At 71.0% G+C, this 19,184-nt stretch carries 7 protein-coding genes; 5 read left to right on the plus strand and 2 right to left on the minus strand.

The window, feature by feature from the left end; all coding sequences use genetic code 11:
• The first annotated feature begins 210 nt into the window (after nucleotides 1–210).
• The 3 genes from OG622_RS14560 to OG622_RS14570 all read left to right on the plus strand — a co-directional run bounded on the left by OG622_RS14560 (nucleotide 211) and on the right by OG622_RS14570 (nucleotide 15,813).
• Entirely contained in the window at nucleotides 211–12,189 is an 11,979-nt protein-coding gene (locus OG622_RS14560; protein ID WP_371576436.1) for an actin cross-linking domain-containing toxin, read from the plus strand.
• Nucleotides 12,186–14,870 (plus strand): right-handed parallel beta-helix repeat-containing protein, encoded by a 2,685-nt coding sequence (locus OG622_RS14565; protein WP_371576437.1) that lies wholly within the window; start codon nucleotides 12,186–12,188, stop codon nucleotides 14,868–14,870. Before OG622_RS14560 ends, OG622_RS14565 begins: the two co-directional genes overlap by 4 nt.
• 64 nt (nucleotides 14,871–14,934) lie before the next feature.
• On the plus strand, nucleotides 14,935–15,813 hold the full coding sequence (locus OG622_RS14570; protein ID WP_371576440.1) for a hypothetical protein: 879 nt from the start codon (nucleotides 14,935–14,937) through the stop codon (nucleotides 15,811–15,813).
• A gap of 25 nt (nucleotides 15,814–15,838) precedes the next feature.
• Here the strand turns inward: OG622_RS14570 and OG622_RS14575 are convergent, their stop codons facing one another.
• Entirely contained in the window at nucleotides 15,839–16,234 is a 396-nt protein-coding gene (locus OG622_RS14575; RefSeq protein WP_371576441.1) for a MazG nucleotide pyrophosphohydrolase domain-containing protein, read from the minus strand.
• 129 nt (nucleotides 16,235–16,363) lie between these two features.
• Between OG622_RS14575 and OG622_RS14580 the strand changes: the two genes are divergently transcribed.
• Both OG622_RS14580 and OG622_RS14585 read left to right on the plus strand, forming a co-directional pair.
• Nucleotides 16,364–16,570, plus strand: coding sequence for a hypothetical protein (locus OG622_RS14580; protein WP_371576443.1), 207 nt, complete (start codon nucleotides 16,364–16,366; stop codon nucleotides 16,568–16,570).
• 95 nt (nucleotides 16,571–16,665) lie between these two features.
• On the plus strand, nucleotides 16,666–17,664 hold the full coding sequence (locus OG622_RS14585; protein WP_371576445.1) for a TAXI family TRAP transporter solute-binding subunit: 999 nt from the start codon (nucleotides 16,666–16,668) through the stop codon (nucleotides 17,662–17,664).
• A 103-nt stretch (nucleotides 17,665–17,767) separates the two neighbouring features.
• On the opposite strand, the gene OG622_RS14590 is transcribed toward OG622_RS14585, so the two are convergent.
• Nucleotides 17,768–19,180: a sensor histidine kinase gene (locus OG622_RS14590; protein ID WP_371576446.1), complete on the minus strand. Its 1,413-nt coding sequence runs from the start codon at nucleotides 19,178–19,180 to the stop codon at nucleotides 17,768–17,770.
• Nucleotides 19,181–19,184 lie beyond the last annotated feature (4 nt).

The following is a 19,184-nucleotide window of genomic DNA, read 5'->3' on the forward strand; positions in this document are numbered from 1 at the left end:
TCCTCGAAGCGTCGTGTCCGTGCCGAGAAGCGTCGGGTCCGTGCCGAGCCGCCCTGTAGACGAGGACTCGGGTCCGGATGGTTCAAAAAGATTTCGTCCGCACCGCGCTGACCGGCGAAAACTGTGGCGTGCGCCACTTTCTTGAACTCCGGACCCACCTCGGTACGTCTGCTTTCGGTACCCCAAGTCCCGGACCACCTGGAGGACTCCTTGGCCACCTCCGACGAGTGGAGCAGAGTCGGATTCACCGGCAATCCGGTGACGGGGAATCCGGGCGTCGTCGACAACATCACCAAGGAACTGCGCGGCCTCAGCGATCTCTCCGGGCGGGTCAGCGGCGGCCTCGACGCCCTGCTGACCAAGGCCGAGGACGGAGGCTTCGAGGGGCGGACCGCGGACGCGCTGCGCACGTACGTCAAGAACGAACTCAAGACGTTCATGGCGAACGTCAACCGCTCGTTCGACATGGCGGCCGACGCCACCGCACGCTACGCACGCGCCCTCGGGGACTCTCAGGACCGGGCCGAGAACGCCGCGGACACCGTCGCCGCGCTGGACCGGTTCGGTGATCAGCCGCTGGCCGAGAACGATCCGGAGATGACCCGCGCCCGGGGCGAGGTGGACGCCGAGATCGACGCCGTCCAGGCCGAGGCGAAGATCCTGGAGGACACGCTGCGCGAGGCGGCCCGGCTGGTGTCACGGCCCGTGAAGAAGCCCAAGAAGAGCTTCTGGAAGCGGTTCGTGTCGACGTTCTTCAAGGTCCTGGAGATCGTCGCGCTGGTCATCACCCTCATCGCGGCCATCATCGGCGGCCCGCTGGGCCTGGTGGCGTTCGGACTGGGCGCGGTGCTCTTCGCCAAGGCCCTCGTCGACTACGCCACGGGCAACGGCAACGCCCTCAGCCTGGGCCTCGCCTTCCTCGGCATCCTGTTCCCGTCGACGAAGGGGCTCACCACCCTCGGCGGGCTGGCCCGTATGGCCTCGTCGGGCACGAAGGCCCTCGGCGGCGCCCTCTCCGCCAGCGGGCGGCTGCTGTTCCGGGGCGGCAGGATGCTGTTCTCCTCCCCCGGCAGGCTCCTGTCGCTGGCCGGGCAGGGCCTCGTGCGGTTCGGCGGCGGGCTCGGCAGCCGGGCCGCGAGCGGGTTCATGGCGCTGCCCCGGGTCCTGTCCAGGACGCCCGCGATGCTCGGGTCGGCCCTGCGGTTCATGGGTGGCTTCGCCCGGAGCACGTGGCGGCAGGGCTCGTCCGCGCTGACCCGCGACTTCGTCGAGTCGACCGCGTTCGTCGGCGGCAACACGGCCGGACGGCTCGGCGTCTTCACTGTCATGAGCCTGGGCCGGCTCACGATGACGGCACTCCTGCCCATGAGGTACTCCGAGATCGCCCGGTTCGGCTACCGGGGCGCCTTCCGCATGGGGTTCGTCGATCGCGGTCTCCACTTCACCCCGCGGGCCGTCGGCACGCTCGGCAGAACGGGCTCCCTGACCGGGGACCTCGCGAACCTGCCGGGCCGCGGTCTCGACCGGGGCGGAAGTCTGCGCCCGGTGACCGGCACGAACACCGACCGGCTCGCCGTGCCCGGGACCCCGGAGTTCAACGCCGCCCTCGACGAGCTGGCCGAGATCTCGGTGACGCCCGTGACGACACCCCGTATCCCCGGATTCAGCTCCCTGACCGGCTCGGGCACCCCCCGTATGCCGGGCCGCCTCGACGACATGGGTGTCCGGCTCAACACCCTGGGCACCCTCGACACGGTGGGACTCCCGGTCGGCACGGTCCCCGGCGGACAGCGGCTCGGCGTGCTGAACCCGGTGACGGGCCGGGTGGGCGACGATCTGACGCCACCTCGGCTGCGCACCACGCTCACCATGTTCGACCAGGTGGACGACTTCGGCGCCCCCCTCGACCCCGGCTCCCCCACCACCCTGCTGCCACCGCGCACGGCGGTCGACCAGCTGCGGGACCTCGACGAACTGACGGGCATGGAGCGCACCACGGCCGGGCTGCTCAAGCCCCTCGACGACCTGTCGGATCTGGCGGGCCTGAGCCTCGACGGCAGGCTCGGCGGTCTGACCGAGTTCCAGGTGCGTCAGATCCTGGACGGCGAGATCGACCTGGTGAACGCCACACCGGACGGAGTCGTCCTGCGAGTCGGGACCACCGATCCGGTGGACGTCCGGGTGCGGTTGAAGGACGGGGTGGAGGTCGACGTCCTCGGCCCGGCCGACACCCGGGTCCCGGCCTGGACCACGATGACCGGCAGCGACCGTCCGGACGGGCTCGGGATCAGGCTCGACGACCTCACCCGGCTGATCCCCGACGCCGGCGACGACGCGCGCACCGCACGTGACCTGCTCGGCCTGGGACCGGTCAGGACGGACCTCACCGCTGCCCCGCTCGCCAAGAGCCCCGGCTTCACGCCCCTGACCCTGCGGGACATCGTCACCGGCGGGGCCACCGGCAAGCTCGCCACAGAACGCTTCCAGACCTGGGTGCGCACCCGGGCCACCCAGGTCCAGCTGGACACCGCCGGGCGCAAGCTCTCCGAGATCGACGGACTGACCGACGTACCGCCGCTGGGTCGCGCCCGGGCCGAGCTGGATCTGAGCGCCGCGAAGATCGACTTCAACCAGGCCCGCAGCGCGTTCGACCGGCTGGGGATGAACCTGGACACGGTCCGCCGGGACGTCACGGTGATGATGACCCGCATAGACGGCCCGGCGGCCACCCTGCCCACCGGTGAACTGCGGCTCATGGACAACCTGGGGCGGCCCACGGGCCAGTGGATCACCATGGAGCCCGGACCGACCGTCGACTGGGTCCTCAAGGGGGACTCCGGGATCGTCCCGGACGTCAGGGTGACCATGACCGACGGCGCCTTCACCCTCACCCCGGCCGACGGCCTCACCACCAGGATCGGCCTGGACGGCAGACCCCTGCTCGACGACATCACGATCCGGCCGGCGTCGCCCGCGGGTCCGTCGGCCGCCCCGCAGGGTGTGGATCCGGTGCGGGTGCCCGTCGCGCCGGAGGTGACGGCGCCGTCCGTGCCGCAGGTCCACTGGCTGGTGCGGCAGGACATGAACTTCTCGGCGGCGCTGGGCAAGTCCGGGTTGAAGTCGCGGCTGACCGAGGACGGTCTGGTACCGGTCAGGATCGACGGCACCATCACACCGCTGCAGGCGGTGTCCACCGCCAATGCCAAGGTGTTCAAGGAGAAAAGCCAGTTCACCGCGTTCTCCGTGCCCGGCGGCACCGGAAAGCCCTTCGGGGACAGGGAGATCGGGCTCGATCTCGTATCTCTCAGCAACGACATCACAGCGGGTGCGGAGAACGTCAGGGGCGTGCGGATCATCTCCAACGCCCAACTGGAACAGGAGATCCTCAAGGAGATCCGGTTCGCCGTCGAGAACTCGACACTGGAGATTCCGTCGAAGTTCACCCACCTGACGAAGAACGACGACATCAAGAAATTCCTCGCCGAATACAACGTGCCGAAGAAGTTGGGTGTATCGGTCACGACGGACATCAAGGCGCTGCTGCAGGCGCGCCGGGACAACACCTGGCTCGTGCAGGGGGCCATTCCGAAGAAGTATCTGACGGACACCTATCCGACCGTCGAATCCCTGCAGCGCGTACCGGCCGCGCCGGCCACCATCGCACCCGTCACGGCGCCCACGGACCTGCTGGAGTCCGCGGGCCGGGCCTCCGGTTCCGGGCTCTCTCCTTCGGAGAGTCCGCAGTTGGTCATCAGGACGGACGACTTCTTCATGTCGAACGTCGACCTGGAGCAGTTGCGCGGTGTCAAGCTCATCCGGCAGGACGACTCCCACGCGGTGGAGGTCCTCAAGGGCCTGCGCAAGTCGTACTTCGACCCCGACCTCGGAATGGTCCCGGCCAACCCGGACGGCAGGACCACCGCCTTCCAGCATGTGTCGGGTGCCGAGAACGTGGAGCGGAAGAGCAACAGTCCCTTCACCTCGTTCGCCGTGGCCGGCGGCGAGAAGGTGTACGGCAACACGGAGTTCGCCCTCGATGTCTACAAGCTGGGTCTGGACATCAAGACCGGGAAGCTGGAGAACGTGGGAATTCTCCCGGCCCGGGATCTCCAGCAACTGATCGGCGACCAGATCGAGCGGACCATCGGGAAGCGGCTCGATTTCTCGGGGCTCACCGGGACCAGTTCCCGCAACGACGTCATCGAGTTCCTCAAGAAGAGCGACGTCAATGTCGCGGGCCGGGGCGGCAAGGACCCGTTCATCAAGTTCGCCAAAGATGTCCGCGTTCTGCTGAACACCACCCGTGACCAGGAATGGCTGATCAAGGGCACCATTCCCAGGAGTTATCTGGAGGGTCCGTACCCCCGGGTGGCAGGGTCCGAGGTCGCGGGTGGCTCGGTGCCCACGGGCACCGCACTCCGTGGTCTCGACGAAGCCGCCGGCGACCTCCGGCTGTCCGACACGTTCAAGACGGACTTCGAGGTGAAGGCCGTCACCATCGAGTGGCGCACTCCGGCCGGCACGAACTCCGGTCGGCTGCTGGAGCCGCGCGTCGGTGAGCTGGGGCTGCTGGACGACCTGGGGCGGCCCACCGGTCAGTGGATCACCATGGAGCCCGGGCAGAACATCAACTGGGTCCTCAGGACGGACTCCGGGATCGTCCCCGACGTCCGGGTGGACATGGCCGACGGCGTCTTCACCCTCACCACGCCCGACGGGATCGGCGCCAGGTTCGGCACGGACGGCCGGCCGACGGGCCTCGGCGACCTGGGAGCGGTCTCCGTCCCGCAGGTGACGCGAACGGGCGTCGACGAGGTGGTCCTGCCCGCGCCGGGGGAAATGGACCGGCCCGCCCTCGCCGCCGACCACTCCGTCGACACCGACTCCCTCCGGCTGGACCGCTTCGACGCTCCCGCGCCCCGCGGCGAGACCGTGCTGCTGGATCCTCAGCAGGTCACAGGCGTACCGGGCGTACGGATGGAATGGCAGCAGACCCCGCTGGATCACGGCGGGTTCGCGCTCACCGACCCGGCCGGGGACATGCGCCTGGTCTTCACCGCGGACGAGGTCCTTCAGTTCCGTGACGTCCGGTTCCCCGGTGCGGACGGCTTCCTCCGCTTCGAGGCCGAACCAGGGCCGGGCGCACTTCCCCGGGTGGTCGGCACGGACGGAGTGCCGCTGCCCGGCGGCACGGTGATCGAGCCGGTCAGGGGCGCGCTGAACGTGGTCACCGGTGTGCGGGTCCAGTCGCTGGAGGGGGCCTGGATCGGGCGGTTCGACCTGGACGGTACGCGGCTGTCCGAGCAGTTGACGCTGTCGGGCCCCGTCGGCGGCCCGCTGACCGGGGCCCGGCTGACCACGACGTTCACCCAGCTGCCGGGCGGCGCGACGGCACCGGCGTACCGGCTGACAGTGCCGGGGACGGGCGACGGCGCCTTCTCCGTCGTACGGCTGGACGGGGAGCTCGCGCAGCGGCTGCCGGGCGGGTTCGCGATGACCGACCCGACCGGCGCACGGCTCGTCTTCGACCGGGGCGGCCGGTTCGTGGACCTTCCGGCGGACGGGGCCGCGCCCACCCGGCTGGATGTGTCCGGGTCGGTGGCGCCGGAGACGACCGTGGGCCCGATGACAGCCCTCGACGGTCTCGGCGGCCCTCTGCCGGAGCGGCTCCCGCTCACCACCGCCCCGGGGAACGGCGTTCTGGACGACGTCACCACCGATCTCACGGGAACGGTTCCGGCCGGCGAGCACGTGTCCATGGAAGGCCTGGCGATCCCGGCCCCGCCCCGTGTCGCTCCCCCGCCGGCTCCCGCCCCGCCCCGCGTCGCCCCGCCCCCGGTTCCCGCGGCCCCTCGCACCGTGCACCTGCCGGAAACGCCCGTGGCCGCGCGGCCCGCGCGGGCCGTGGCACCGGGATTCGGCTCGTCCTTCCCGGCCCCTTCCATCGGCACCGAGAGCGAACTCGGCGGGTTCGTCGTCGCCCTCCCGGGAAGCGCGGACAGAACCTTCGCCTTCGTGTCGAAGGTCGACACCGACGAACCCCTGCTCATGGTCACGAAGGACATGGGCACGGGCGGATACACCAACCCCGCGCGCCTCCCGATGGCCCAGCACGGAAACTGGCAGACGCACACCGTGGAGCTGATCACCTATCCCTCACGGCTGGGCGACCAGGTGGCGATCGGCGCCCGCAACGACGCCACCCAATGGCTGCTCGACGTCTTCAAGGACCGGCTCGGCGTCCACAACCACCAGCCGCTCGAGTCGATGATCAGCCCCGACGGCCTCTACAGGTTGCGGGTGACGAGCGACCGGCACGTCATCGCGGCCGGGACCGGCCTGGAACTCGAGGGGCTGCCCTCCGTCTCCATGCCGACCACCCAGCAGCAGGCGACGATCGGTATCAGGGCCGTGGACTTCGGCACCCGTGCCACGCACGAGCTGAGACTGCTGGCGGACCACGCCCACTGGTACAAGCCCGCTTTCCGGAACGACGACGCCCTGCGGACGGCGCTCGCGCGGGAGACGCTCGACGCGCCCGAGCAGGTGGAGAACGCGTACACCTATACGAAGTCCGTCATCGAGTTCACCTCCGACCTGGTGAACAGACACGGCATCCCCATCGAGGACTGGGCCGGCGCGCCGCCGTACCACGGGCTGACCCATCCGGCGGTGAAGAACGAGTGGAAGGTGCTGCCCCGGACCAGGCCGAGCCTCGTCCTCGACTCCCTGTCGTCCGGTGACCGCGCCGTGACGCTGAGGCTCCTCCGTGAGACCCCCGCCATCGGTGACGAGTCCATCTGGACGGCGGCCAGACAGTACATCCTGAACGGCAACGAGGTGGCCGGACGTGGTATCAACAACGCCACCGTCGGCGGAGAGCGAGCCCTGCTGTTCGAGTTCCGGACCCTCCCGGACGAGCTGAAGGGCTCCGTACCGCACGAGAAGGCACCTGTCTCTCTGGTGACCGACCCTTTGGCGGAACTGGGCGGGAACCGGGTGGCCGCGGTCCAGAAGATCAACGACTTCGTCTCCGGGCCGGAGAACAGGGACGCCTTCGCGGACTGGTACCGCGCGGAGTTCCCCAGGGATCCGGACGCCGGGCGGATCCACCAGAACAAGAGCACCGCCTCGATCCTCAGGATGGCGGCGGCCCGCCACAAGGCCGAGTGGATCGCCGCGCGGCACCCGCGGACGTGGCAGGACATCACCGCGAGGACCCCCGCCGTCGTCAGGCCACCCGCTTCGGCCGTCCCCTCCGCCCCGCCGGTGGCGCCGCAAGTCGCACCAGGGCCGCTGCCCGAAGAACTGGGGCGGCCGGTGGCTCGCGTCGGCGGCCCGGACGTGCCCGTCGTCGACCCGGCGCGGATCACGCAGGGACCGGTCTCGGACCTGAGCGGACCCGGCGTCGACCTGGCACGCATCACACAGGGACCGGCATCGGACCTGAGAGGCCCCACCGGCCTGAGGCAGTCCCTCGACTCCCCGGTCCCGCCGGTCTCCTCGGTGCGGGAGATACCCCTGTCCGGGCTGGACGACGTGACAGGGCTGCGGCTGCGCGTCACGGAGGTTCCGGCGACCGACACCGTCCCGGCTTCGGTCCGGATCGAGATGGTGGACTTCACCGCGCAGGGCGGCTCGGTGCGCCTGCCGGATGTCCCGGTCACCGTGCGCGAGGGCGGCGGATTCACCGCGACCGGTCCGCAGAGCGGTGTGCGCTGGCAGTTCGACTCCCTGGGACAGCTGGAGTACCGGGAACTGCCGCTGTCCGGCACCGACTTCGCGCTGCGGTTCACCGACGACGCGCTCAGCCCGATGACGGTGGTCGGCCGGGACGGGGTGCCCGTGCCGGGTGCGGCCGTCACGCCGGCCCGGAACGCGACCGGTGCGCTGAGCGAACTGACCGTGCGGGTGCCCATGTCGGGCACGGACGGTCTCACGGCGGTGTGGCGGTTCGAACCCGGTGGTCTGCTGCGTCAGCAGGAGCTGCCGATCACACTGCCCGGCCTCGACGGGTCGGTCGGCCTGGGGATCAAGGTGACGGTCACACCGGGCGCGGGCGCCACCACGACCAGGGTGGTCGAGCTGACCGGCCCGCAGCATCTCACCGGCGCCCTCCGGCTCACCCCGGCGGACAGCACTCTCTCCGGACGGCTGCCGAACGGCCTCACGGTGACCGACACGATCACCCACAGCCGCTTCCACTTCGACGCGGACCACCGCCTCGTCCTCCGCGACCTGCCGGACCCGGACGGCCCCGGATTCCTGCGCTTCACCGAAGACGCCGCACCCGGCACCGCACCAGTCCGCCTCGACGTCGGCGACCTCCCCGAGGGGATCGCCCTGGACGACGCGGCCCAGATCGTCATCCGCAGGCTCGACGACGCGACCGCGTCGCCGGACAGGTTGGGCCTGCGCCCGGAGTTGCTGAACGACCAGTTGCGGCAGATGACCGGACAGGCCCGGCAGACCCTGCGGCAGCACGCCGTCACCACACTCGGCGACTACCTCGACCGGCCGCCGACGCCCCGCCTCGACGACCTCCGGTCCATGACCGTGGCCCGGGGCGCCGACGGCCGCGTGATCGGCGACTTCACCGTCACGCCGACGCCGCACGGCGGGCCCGGCGGCAGCCGCTACACGGTGCACCACGGCCCGTCGGGCGTGACGCTGGGCTTCGGCCCGAACCGTGAACTCCTCTACCAGGAGGTGTTCCTGAGAGGCGGACCGAACGACCTGGACGGGCTGAGGGTCGGCATCACCGGCCGCTCGGCCGACGGCGGGCCATGGACCCCGGGTTCGCTCGACTTCGTGGGCGCACGCCCGGCCGACGGCCTCTTCACGACAGCGCCGAACCCGCGCGGCGGTTTCACCGTCACCGACGCGGCCTCCACCACGAGCTGGCACTACGGCCCCGAAGGCGTGCACACCCTGCGGGACGTACAGCTGCCCGGCGACCGGGGCATCCTCCGTTTCGACGCCGACGCCCCCGGCGGCGTACCGCAGGTGCTGGACTCGGCGGACCGGCCGCTTCCTGGGGTGCGCCCGGAGCTCCTGGACGACGGTGGGATCGCCCTGGTCCCCACCGGCAAGGCGGCCCAGCCGATGGAGCGGACCGTCTTCAGCGACGCCGGCACACTGCTGGAGGAGACGATCGCCGTACGGATCAAGGGCGGAAAGGCCAACGGCGAATACTGGAGGATCGACCACGCGACCAGCGCTGCCGTACGAGTCGACTCGTCGGGCACTCCGCTCACCGGCCGTTTCTCCACGGCCAAGGTGGAGATGTCGGCAACCGGCCGGTTCAAACTGACCGGCGAGGGCAACGTGACCCTCTTCGAACGCGAGGTGCTCCGCAACGGCAACGTCCTCCACATCGACCTGGACCGGGTCGGCCGGGCCCGCTGGAGCGAGTTCGACCCGGCGGGCACCAAGGTGCGGTCCGGCGAGCGGATCTGGGACGGCGACCGCAGAACCGTCCACGACACGCTCTCCTACCGCTGGGCCCCGATGGACGTCCTCGACGTACGGACGTACACCAAGGCCATGGACGGTGGTCTGATCCGGGCGGAGAAGGGCGCGGGGGGCGACTGGACGTGGACGCGCTTCGACTCCGGGGGCACCGAGGTGCTGTCGGGCACCCGCGAGTGGTCCTGGAACCACATCGGTTTCAAGGACACCTACATCGACCCGGTCACCGGACAACGGACCGTCGCCCACCGGCGCGGCAACATATGGCCGCTGAACCGCTACCACAACTCGCGCCAGTACCTGGAGCACCCCGTACTGCCCGGTGAGAGCCCCGCGGGCATGCGGGTGAACCCCGAGCTGCACTCCGCCGTCGGCCCCGCCAACAAGCCGATCGACGTCATCGAGCACCTCGCGGACGGCGGGACCCTGCACGTCGTACGCATCTCCGACCAGCGCATGCCCGCGGCCCTCTGGCAGACGCGTACGGGCGCCGGCCGGTTCGACGGGTTCCTCGGGAACCTCGTCACCGGGGACTCCATGTTCGCGGTGTCCAAGTGGACCGAGACCGCCGCCGACGGCACCCGGCTGAAAGGTGTCCGGCTCGTCTCGCACGGCGGTCACAGCTGGCGGGACGTCGACCGGTTCGGCCGGATCGTCCGGGAGACCCGCAAGCTGGAGAACGGCCACGTCGTCGAGGTCGGCCGCAGTCTCGACGATCCCACGCAGTGGGCCCCGGCCCCGAAGTGGAACGGTACCGCCGACCCGTACGAACTGCCCTGGCTGAACACGACGAGCGGGGTCTCCGGCACCCGCCATGTCGCCGGCGACGGCAGCTTCGACGATGTGTTCACCAACGCCGCCGGTGACGAACTGCTGTCGATGCGCTCGCAGGGCACCGGTGTGCGCGAGTACCTCGGCGAGAATCCGGCGCGTGGCATCGGCCGCGACGACGTCTCCGGGGTGTGGGTGGACAAGAACACCCAGTCGCAGATCACCGGGCGGCGCGACCAGTGGGGCGATCTCCGCGTCGAGGCGCACGGCAACCCCCGCCACCGCACCTGGCAGTGGAAGGCCACCGGCCCGGACGGGACGGTCACCGAGGGCATCCGCATGCAGAACCGCGGCTCTCTGTACTCCCGCACCTGGGACGACTCGTTCGTCGACTTCGAACGGCTGGAGAACGGCCGACCGGGACAGGCGCTGCGGGAACGCAACGCCACCGACGACGGCACCGTCTGGATCGACGCCACCCGGCAGCCCGACACCACCTGGACCTGGCAGAAGACCAACGCCGACGGCACGGTCCATTCCCAGGGCGTCCGCGAGTACCAGGACCTCGCGAAGGGCCGCTGGACCGACCGCATCGGTGACGATGTGGTGAGGCGGCGCACCGGCGGCCGGGTCCGCGAGTACGCGTACACGGTGGAGGAGACGGCCCCCGCGGCCCGTACCCCGTCGGCCCCCACCCCGCCGGAAAGCGGCCCGACCACCTTGGCGGATCTGCTCTCCCGGTCCGCGCGCCACTTCGAGCCGACCACGACGGTCACCGTCGACCGGGAGGTCTGGCGGGAGTTCGACATGGGCAAGGTGCTCCACCGCCGTGACGCGGTGGAGGGCGTCCCGGGCCGGTACCGGGAGTCGGAGTCGCTGTGGGGGCAGTGGCGGGAGTACCAGGGCGACCGGCTGGTGGCCCAGCGCACCGTCACCGGACGGGTCTGGGCCACCGACGCCTTCGGCCGCTGGTCCGCGTTCGACGTCGCCAAGCTGCCGGAGATCAGCAGCCTGCCGTCGGTCGGCGGACAGGTGGGCCTGGACGGCCACCGCGCCTGGCGGCTCATCGGCCGCGAGGTCGACTTCCGCGGCTACACCACCGAGTTCCGTGGCGTGAACCGCGAGTTCCGCGACCCGTTCCACGAGATCTGGACCGGCGTCCAGGACGGCTCCTCGGCCGCCATGCCGCTGTGGCGCCATGAGCTGCGCAAGGCGGCCACCGAGTTCGCCACGGGCTTCCTGATCGAGTTCGGCACCAGCCTCGCGGTGTCGGCGATCGTCTCCGACTTCGCCAACACCCGCTTCGACCCGTTGGTGGCCTTCGAGCGGGCGCTGTTCAACGGCGCCGTCGGCGGCGGCATCCGGGCCGGCTTCAACGTGGCCCAGGACATGACCGCGCTCGGCAAGATCAAGCAGGGCCTGGCCAATCTCGACCAGGGCCAGAACTGGAACCGCCACTCCCTGGCCTCCGGCGACGACTGGGCCGGCGAGTGGTCGTCGTACGAGAACCCCACCCGCTGGCGGTCCGGCACCTACGCCTTCTTCGACGGCCTGGCGGTCAGCGCGCTCACCGCTTTCGTCAACAACGCCGCCAACGCGGCCATATGGGGAATTGGCGGCGAGAAGCACACCGGCCTCGAAGCGCTCGAAGCCGGTGCCTGGGGCGCGGCGGGCTCGCTCTTCACCGGCGTCACCAGCGGGACGGTCAGGTACACCTTCCACACCACCGCGGGCTCGCGGCTCTTCCATCGCGGCGGCCCCGGCGAGTTGCTCTGGCAGAGCGCGGAGTCGCTGACCACGGGCATCCTCAACTACTGGATCAACACCGAGGGCGCCCACATCGACTCGAGCCATCCGTTCCCGCCGCAGACCACCACCGCCCCGACGCCGTCGCAGGGGACGCAGCAACCGGCCGTCTCGCCCATCGAGGGATTGGAACTCACGTGACCCCCACCTCCACCGTGCACCGGGTCGCCCCCAAGGGCCGCGGCACGCACCGCAGCATCGCCTCCGCCGTACGCGCCGCCCGCGACGGCGACGAGATCCACATCGCCCCGGGCGAGTACGTCGAGCAGCTGCTCCTCGACCGCACGGTGCGCCTGCTGCCCGAGGACGGCCCGGCGCACGCGGTACGGCTGCTGGCCGCGTCCCCCGGCCGCCCCGTGCTGGAGGTCGCCGCCCCGGGCGTACGGATCGAGGGCCTCGTCCTGACCGGCCAGGACCCGGCGCTGCCCGCCGTGCTGGTGGGCACCGGCGAGCTGGAGCTGGACGCCTGCGAGGTCGCCGGCGGCCGGATCGAGGTGGGCGGCGACGCGTCGCTCACGCTGACCGACTGCCGGGTGGCGGGGGCCGAGCTGGCCGCCGTGCACCTCAACACCACCGGCCCGGCACGGCTGACCCGGGTCGTGATCGAGGACATCGAGGGCACCGGAGTGGTCGTCGGCGCCCGGGCCGTCGCCGAGGCCACCGAACTGACCGTACGGCGGGTCACCGGGTCCGGCGTCCGCGTACGGGGCGCCGCCCGGGCCGTGCTGCGCGAGTGCCGGATCTCCGGAGCGGGCCGCAGCGGCCTGCTGGTGGAGGACGAGGCGTCCGTCGCGGCGCTGGACTGCCGGGTGGCGGAGACGGCCGCCGAGGGCGTACGGGTGCTGGGCAGTTCGGCCCGGCCCGAGGACCCTGCGGGCCAGGAGCGAGCACGCGGCGGCGTCCTGCTCGCCCGCTGCGAGATCCTGCGCACCGGCACGGACGGGGTCGCCGTCTCCGGCACCGGGGACGTCCTGCTGCTCGACTGCCGTGTGCGGGACGGCTCGGGGCCCGGGGTGAGCGCGGACGGCGAGAGCCGCGCGGAGCTGGTGGACTGCCAGGTCGACCGGGCGCACGGCTCGGGTCTGGTGGCCCGGGGCTCCGCCCGGCTGACCGCCGAGAGCACGTCGGTGACCGGCAGCCGGGCCAACGCGCTGCTGGCGGGCGGCCGTTCCGAGGTCCGTATGGCCACCGGCGACATGACGGAGTCCTCGTTCAGCGCGGTGCACGCCTGCGACGACTCCCGGGTGACGCTCACGTCGTGCCGTATCGCCTCGACCCCGGAGCACGGGATCCGGGCCACCGACCGCGCCGGGCTCACCGTCGAGGGCGGCCGCATCACGGACTGCGGACTGTCCGGGGTGCGGATCGACAGCGCGGCCGAGGCCCGGATGCGCGGCCTGTCCGTGGTGCGCGGCCGCGCCGGGATCACCACCGAGTCGACCGGGACGGTGGTCCTGGAGGAGTGCGACGTCACGGACGCCGAGCGGGCCGGAATCTCCTGCGGCACGGGGACGACCCCGGTGCTGCGGGACTGCCGGATCAGCGGAACCGGGACGGCGGGCCTGGTGATCGGCGAACGCGCCACGCCCAGCGTCGAGGGCTGCACGGTCCGGGACACCGCCGGCTCCGGTCTGGTGGTGGGCCCGGGGGCCGACCCCCGGGTCAGGTCCGTCACGGTGGCCCGGACCGGCAAGAACAGCCTGTTCGTCGGCGAGAAGGCACGCGGCACCTTCGAGGACTGCGTCTTCGCCGGGGCCGGCGGCGACGGCACGGCCTTCCCGGCGCTGCATGTGTCGGCCGGCGGCGCCCCCGTCCTGCGCGGCTGTCTGGTCCGGGACACCGAGGAGGACGTGGCGCTGGAGAAGGGCGCCCGGCCCGTGTTCGACGAATGCCTCTCCCGGGACGTGAAGAACCCGTCCCTGCCGACCGGCGTGGACCAGTCCCTGGCGGCCACCAAAAGCCCGGGCGGGGACCCGCTGTCGACCGCACGGGAGACCGAGGCACCCCCCGAGGACACCATCGAGGACCTGCTCGCCGAACTCGACGGCCTCGCCGGCCTGGACCGCGTCAAGCAGGACGTGTCGTCCTTGGTGAAGCTGATGCGGATGGTCCGCCGCCGCGAGGAGATGGGCCTCGCCCCGCCCCCGCTCAGCCGCCATCTCGTCTTCACCGGCAACCCGGGCACCGGAAAGACGACCGTCGCCCGGCTCTACGGCCGCATCCTGGCCGCCGTCGGCCTGCTGGAGCGCGGCCATCTGGTCGAGGCCGACCGCTCGGCCCTGGTCGGCGAGTACGTCGGCCACACCGGCCCGAAGACCTCCCGCGTCTTCCAGCAGGCCCGGGGCGGCGTGCTGTTCATCGACGAGGCGTACTCCCTCACCCAGTACGCCGGTTCGAACGACTTCGGCCAGGAGGCGATCGCCACCCTGCTGAAGCTGATGGAGGACCACCGCGACGACGTGGTGGTGATCGTCGCCGGCTACCTCAAGGAGATGGAGGCCTTCGTCCGCTCCAACCCCGGCCTCGCCTCCCGCTTCAACCGCACCCTCCTCTTCGAGGACTACGGCAGCGCCGAACTGGTGAGCATCGTCGAGCACCAGGCGGCACAACATCAGTACGAACTCGCCCCGGACACCCGCGAGTCGCTGATCTCGCGCTTCGACGCGATGCCCCGGGACCGGGGCTTCGGCAACGGCCGTACGGCCCGCCAGCTGTTCCAGGCCATGACGGAACGCCAGGCGTACCGCATCGCCGAACTGCCGGACGCCACGGAGTCCGACGTGATGACGCTCAGGCCCGAGGACGTCCCGCAGAGCCCTTGAGCCACCCCTCGCCCACCCCTGTACACGCGCTCCAGCCCACGGACAACCTTCTAAGGACCGCCCCATGCCGCACACGCCCGCCCCCAGCGACCACGGTGACGGTGACTTCGCCGACCTCTTCGCCCGGAAGACCCGCGCCCCGCTCCGCGGCTTCCTGCCCGGCCGCCGGGTGTGGAACGCGGTCGGGGGCTCCGCCGCGGCGGTCCTGGTGATCGTCGGCTCGGCCACGGCCGTGGCCGCCATCGACTGGGACGGCGGCTCCGCCGAGAAGGTGACCACGGCTGCCGACGGGCCCGCCAAGGAGAAGTCCTCCCCGGGCGACGCCGAGAAGGAGGCCGTCGTCCCGTCGCCGAAGAAGCAGGGCAAGGGCAAGGACGACCCCGAGGTCGTCCATGCCCCCGTCTCCGGAGGGGCGGGCGCGGGGACTTCGGCGGGCGGTGCGGCGGACGCGGCGCCGGACGCCGACACGAAGTCCGGCACCGACGGCACCAGCGGCGGCACCTCCGGCTCGACCGGCACCGAGGAGAAGAAGAGCACCACCCGGAACACCGAGTCGCCGTCGCCGGCCGACCCTCTGTGGGCCGACGGCGACGTGGACACCGACTCCAACGACTACTGGGACCAGAGCAGCGTCACCGTCAAGTCCACCAAGCCGCTGACCTCGCTCAAGGTCGTCGTCCGTGTCATCCAGACCGGCGGCGTCTCGAGCAGCGGCACCTGGACTTCCCTGGGCGACAAGGTGGCCGTGGGCCAGAACTCCACCAGCGACCAGCTGGGGTACGTCATCACGCTGAAGTCGGGGATCACTCTCGCCCCCGGCACCTATGTCTTCAAGGTCCAGTACAACCACGCCCAGGGCGGGCGCGACGCCGGCCGCGACCTCTACACCGTCACCGCCGTCACCGCCGACTCGGACGACGAGTTCCTCTCCGGCCGCTTCTGAGCACCCACCCCGTCGGGGTGGGTGCTCACCCGGTCCAGCCCTGCTGCCGCAGCACCGCCGACACGTCGGGCGCCCGGTAGTGGTCCCCCTTGAGCACCTTGCCGTCGTCCCGGCGGGCGATCCGCCCGTCGGGGCCCAGCTTCGTCATGTTGGAGCGGTGGATCTCGGCGATCACCGCGTCGAGGTCGATGCCGTGGACGAGGGCGGTGCCGTACGCCACGTACACGACGTCGGCCAGCTCGTGGGCCAGCCGGTCGAGCGGGCCGTCGACCGCCACCTCGGCGACCTCGGCGGCCTCCTCGGCCAGCAACTCGCCGCGGTGGGCGGCCAGCTCGGGCGAGACCTCGGTGGGCGCGGTACGGGCGTCGAGGCCGAAGGCCCGGTGGAACTCGCGGACCAGGCGAGCGGGAGAGGAACTCATCCGGCGACCCTACCGACCGGCCGCCCCACGCCGACAATTCTGTCCTTCTCACACGGTCCTGACGCCTCAAGTCCCTTTGTGCAGGAAGTCTTTGACGTTTGGTCAGAGTCGGGGGCACTGGCGGAAGCAGTGACTCCACTCCGTACCCTCCGTTGTGTCCGGCAGCACGGCGTCGACCCGCAGGCCCGGGTGACGTACACGAACCCGGTCAACGGCACCCGGAAGGAGGTCGCGGAGATCAGCGGCCACCGGGACTGGCTGGCGACCGAGTGTCCGGGCGAGGTCATGTACCAGGAGCTGGAACAACTCCGCACGGCCGTGGCCACCGGCCGCTGACCGCGCCGCCCCGCGCCGCCCTCCGAGGTCACAGCCTCGCACCGGATGGGTCCGATCCTGGCCGCCTCTCCGGTGACCTGGCAGGATCTCGTCGCATGGTCCAGGTACTCCCACGCATCGGCACGCGGCAGGCGCTGCTGGGCTCGGTGGCTTCGTTGGTGGTGCTCGGGCTGCTCGCGTGGTGGCTGTGGCCGCGCGAGGAGCCGCCGAGCGGGACGATCACGCTCATGACCGGAGCCGACCGAGGCGTCTACCAACAGTACGGCGAACAGCTGCGGACCGCGATCGCCGGGGACATGCCAGACCTGCGGGTCGTTCTGAAACCCAGCGACGGCTCCCAGGACAATGTCCACGGCGTGGCCACCGGGGACGCCGACTTCGCCATCGCCGCGGCAGACGCCGTGCAGACATACATCGAGGAGGGCCGGCCCGGCGCCGAAAAGCTGCAAAGTGTGGCGCGGCTGTACGACGACTACGTGCAGCTGGTCGTCCCCGCCGACTCGACCATCCAGAACATCTCGGAACTGAGTGGCAAGCGGGTCGCCGTCGGACCCGAGGGCTCCGGCGTACGGCTGATAGCCGAACGTCTGCTGGAGGCGGACGGGCTGGACATCGACAAGGACATCGACGCACGGCCGGACACCATCGCGACAAGTCCTGACGCCCTTCGCACCGGCAAAATCGACGCCTTCTTCTGGTCGGGCGGACTGCCCACGAAGGGTGTGACCAACCTCGCGACGAAAGAGAAGTACGACTTCCAATTCGTCCCGATCCGCAGCGACCTGGTGACGAAGCTGCACGACCAGGGCGGCGTCTTCAGCCACTACCGGACGTCCTTGATGCCCGCCGACGCCTACCCGACCATCCTCAAGGACTCCGTGCCCACGCTCACCGTGGCCAACCTGCTCATCACCCGCGAGGACCTGGACCCCCGACTCACCGAGTGGCTGACCCGCGTCGTCCTGAAGAGCCGGGACAAAATCGGGGAGGACGTCCACGCGGCCCAGGTGGTGGACCTGCGCACCGCCATCTACACGGACCCGCTGCGACTGCACAAAGGCGCACGGTGGTACTACCGATCGGTGAAGCCGTAGCGCTGCACGGATCCGTGAAGCCGTGGCGCCGTACCGGTCGCGAAGCCGTGGCGCGGCGGTTTCGGAGGCCGCCCCTGGGCTCAAAACCCCTGGTAGGCCGCTCTCAGGCCGGCGGACGCGACCGGGGCACCGTCACCGTCACCCGCAGCCCGTTCGGCTTCTGGTGGGCGTACGAGATGGAACCGCCGCCCGCCGCGATCAGCGCCCGGGAGATGGAAAGCCCCAGGCCCGATCCCTTGATGTTCTGGTGCGCGGTGCTGCGCCAGAAGCGGTCGCCGACCCGTTCCAGTTCCTCGTCGCTGAGGCCCGGCCCGCCGTCGGTGACGACGACCGTGGATGACTCACCGTTCGAGGTGACCCGCACCTCGACGGCCTCCCCGGCAGGCGTGAACTTCAGCGCGTTGTCGATCACCGCGTCCAAGGCACTGGACAGGGCGATGGGGTCGGCCCAGGCCGTGGTGGCCGGGCAGGTGCCGACCAGCGTCACACCCTTGTCGTCGGCCAACGGCGACCAGGACGCGACGCGCTCGGCGGTCAGCTCGCCCACATCTATGAGCCGCAGATCGGACTCCGCGTGCTCGGCGAGCGCCAGGTCGAGCAGGTCGTCGAGGACCGAACCGAGGCGCTTGCCCTCGGTGCGGACGGAGGCGATCTCCTCATTGCCCTCGGGCAGTTCGAGCGCGAGCAGGTCGATGCGGAGCAGCAACGCGGCCAGCGGGTTGCGCAGTTGGTGCGAGGCGTCGGCGACGAAGGCCCGCTGCTGTTCCAGGACGTCCTCGACGTTGTCGGCCATCTCGTTGAACGACCGTGCCAGACGCCGGAGTTCGGGCGGCCCGCCGGCCACCGCCACCCTGGACTTGAGTCGTCCGGAGGCGATGGCGTGGGTGGTGAAGTCGAGGACGCGTACGGGCTTGAGGACCCAGCCCGTCAGCCGCAGCGCGGCACCGACGGCGAGGAGCATCGCGGCGATCTCGCCCGCGCCGATGATCAGCCAGCCGCGCAGGATCTTCGAGCGCATCTGATCGGTGGGCGAGTCGGTGACGACGGCGGCGACGACGTCACCGTCGTGGATGACCGGGGACGCGACGACGAGCCGGCCCTCCTGCCAGGGCCACACCTGTTTCGGGCTGTGCGGACGGCGCCCCAGCAGAGCTTCCTTGAGCGCGGCGAGCCCTTCGCCCTCGGTGGGCCTGCCCCACTCGCGGGGGGCGTTGGCCATGGCCTGCTGGTCCTTCTCCCTGTAGAAGACGCCGGCCTTGATCCCGTACACGCGGTAGTACTGCTCCAGCTCCCGCTTCAGGGTCTCGCCACGGCCGTCGGTGGTGTCCACCCGGGAGCCGCTCGGGCGCTCGGTGACGAACTGCGCGAGGGAGGCGAAGCGCGCCGTGTCGTCGATACGGTCGACGACCACCTCCTGTTGCCGCGCCGCCGCGAGGCTCACCGCCAGCGGGATGCCGAGGGCCAGCAGCACGGCGGCCATCAGGACGATGAGCAGCGGAAGAAGACGAGTGCGCACGCGG

The organism is Streptomyces sp. NBC_01314 (assembly GCF_041435215.1).
Classification (GTDB): Bacteria; Actinomycetota; Actinomycetes; order Streptomycetales; family Streptomycetaceae; genus Streptomyces.

What these genes read in the sequence shown, in the direction of transcription:
- OG622_RS14585 (WP_371576445.1), top strand. Translation starts at nt 16,666, where the DNA reads ATGGTCCAGGTACTCCCACGCATCGGCACGCGGCAGGCGCTGCTGGGC.
- OG622_RS14570 (WP_371576440.1), top strand. Translation starts at nt 14,935, where the DNA reads ATGCCGCACACGCCCGCCCCCAGCGACCACGGTGACGGTGACTTCGCC.
- OG622_RS14575 (WP_371576441.1), bottom strand. Translation starts at nt 16,234, where the DNA reads ATGAGTTCCTCTCCCGCTCGCCTGGTCCGCGAGTTCCACCGGGCCTTC.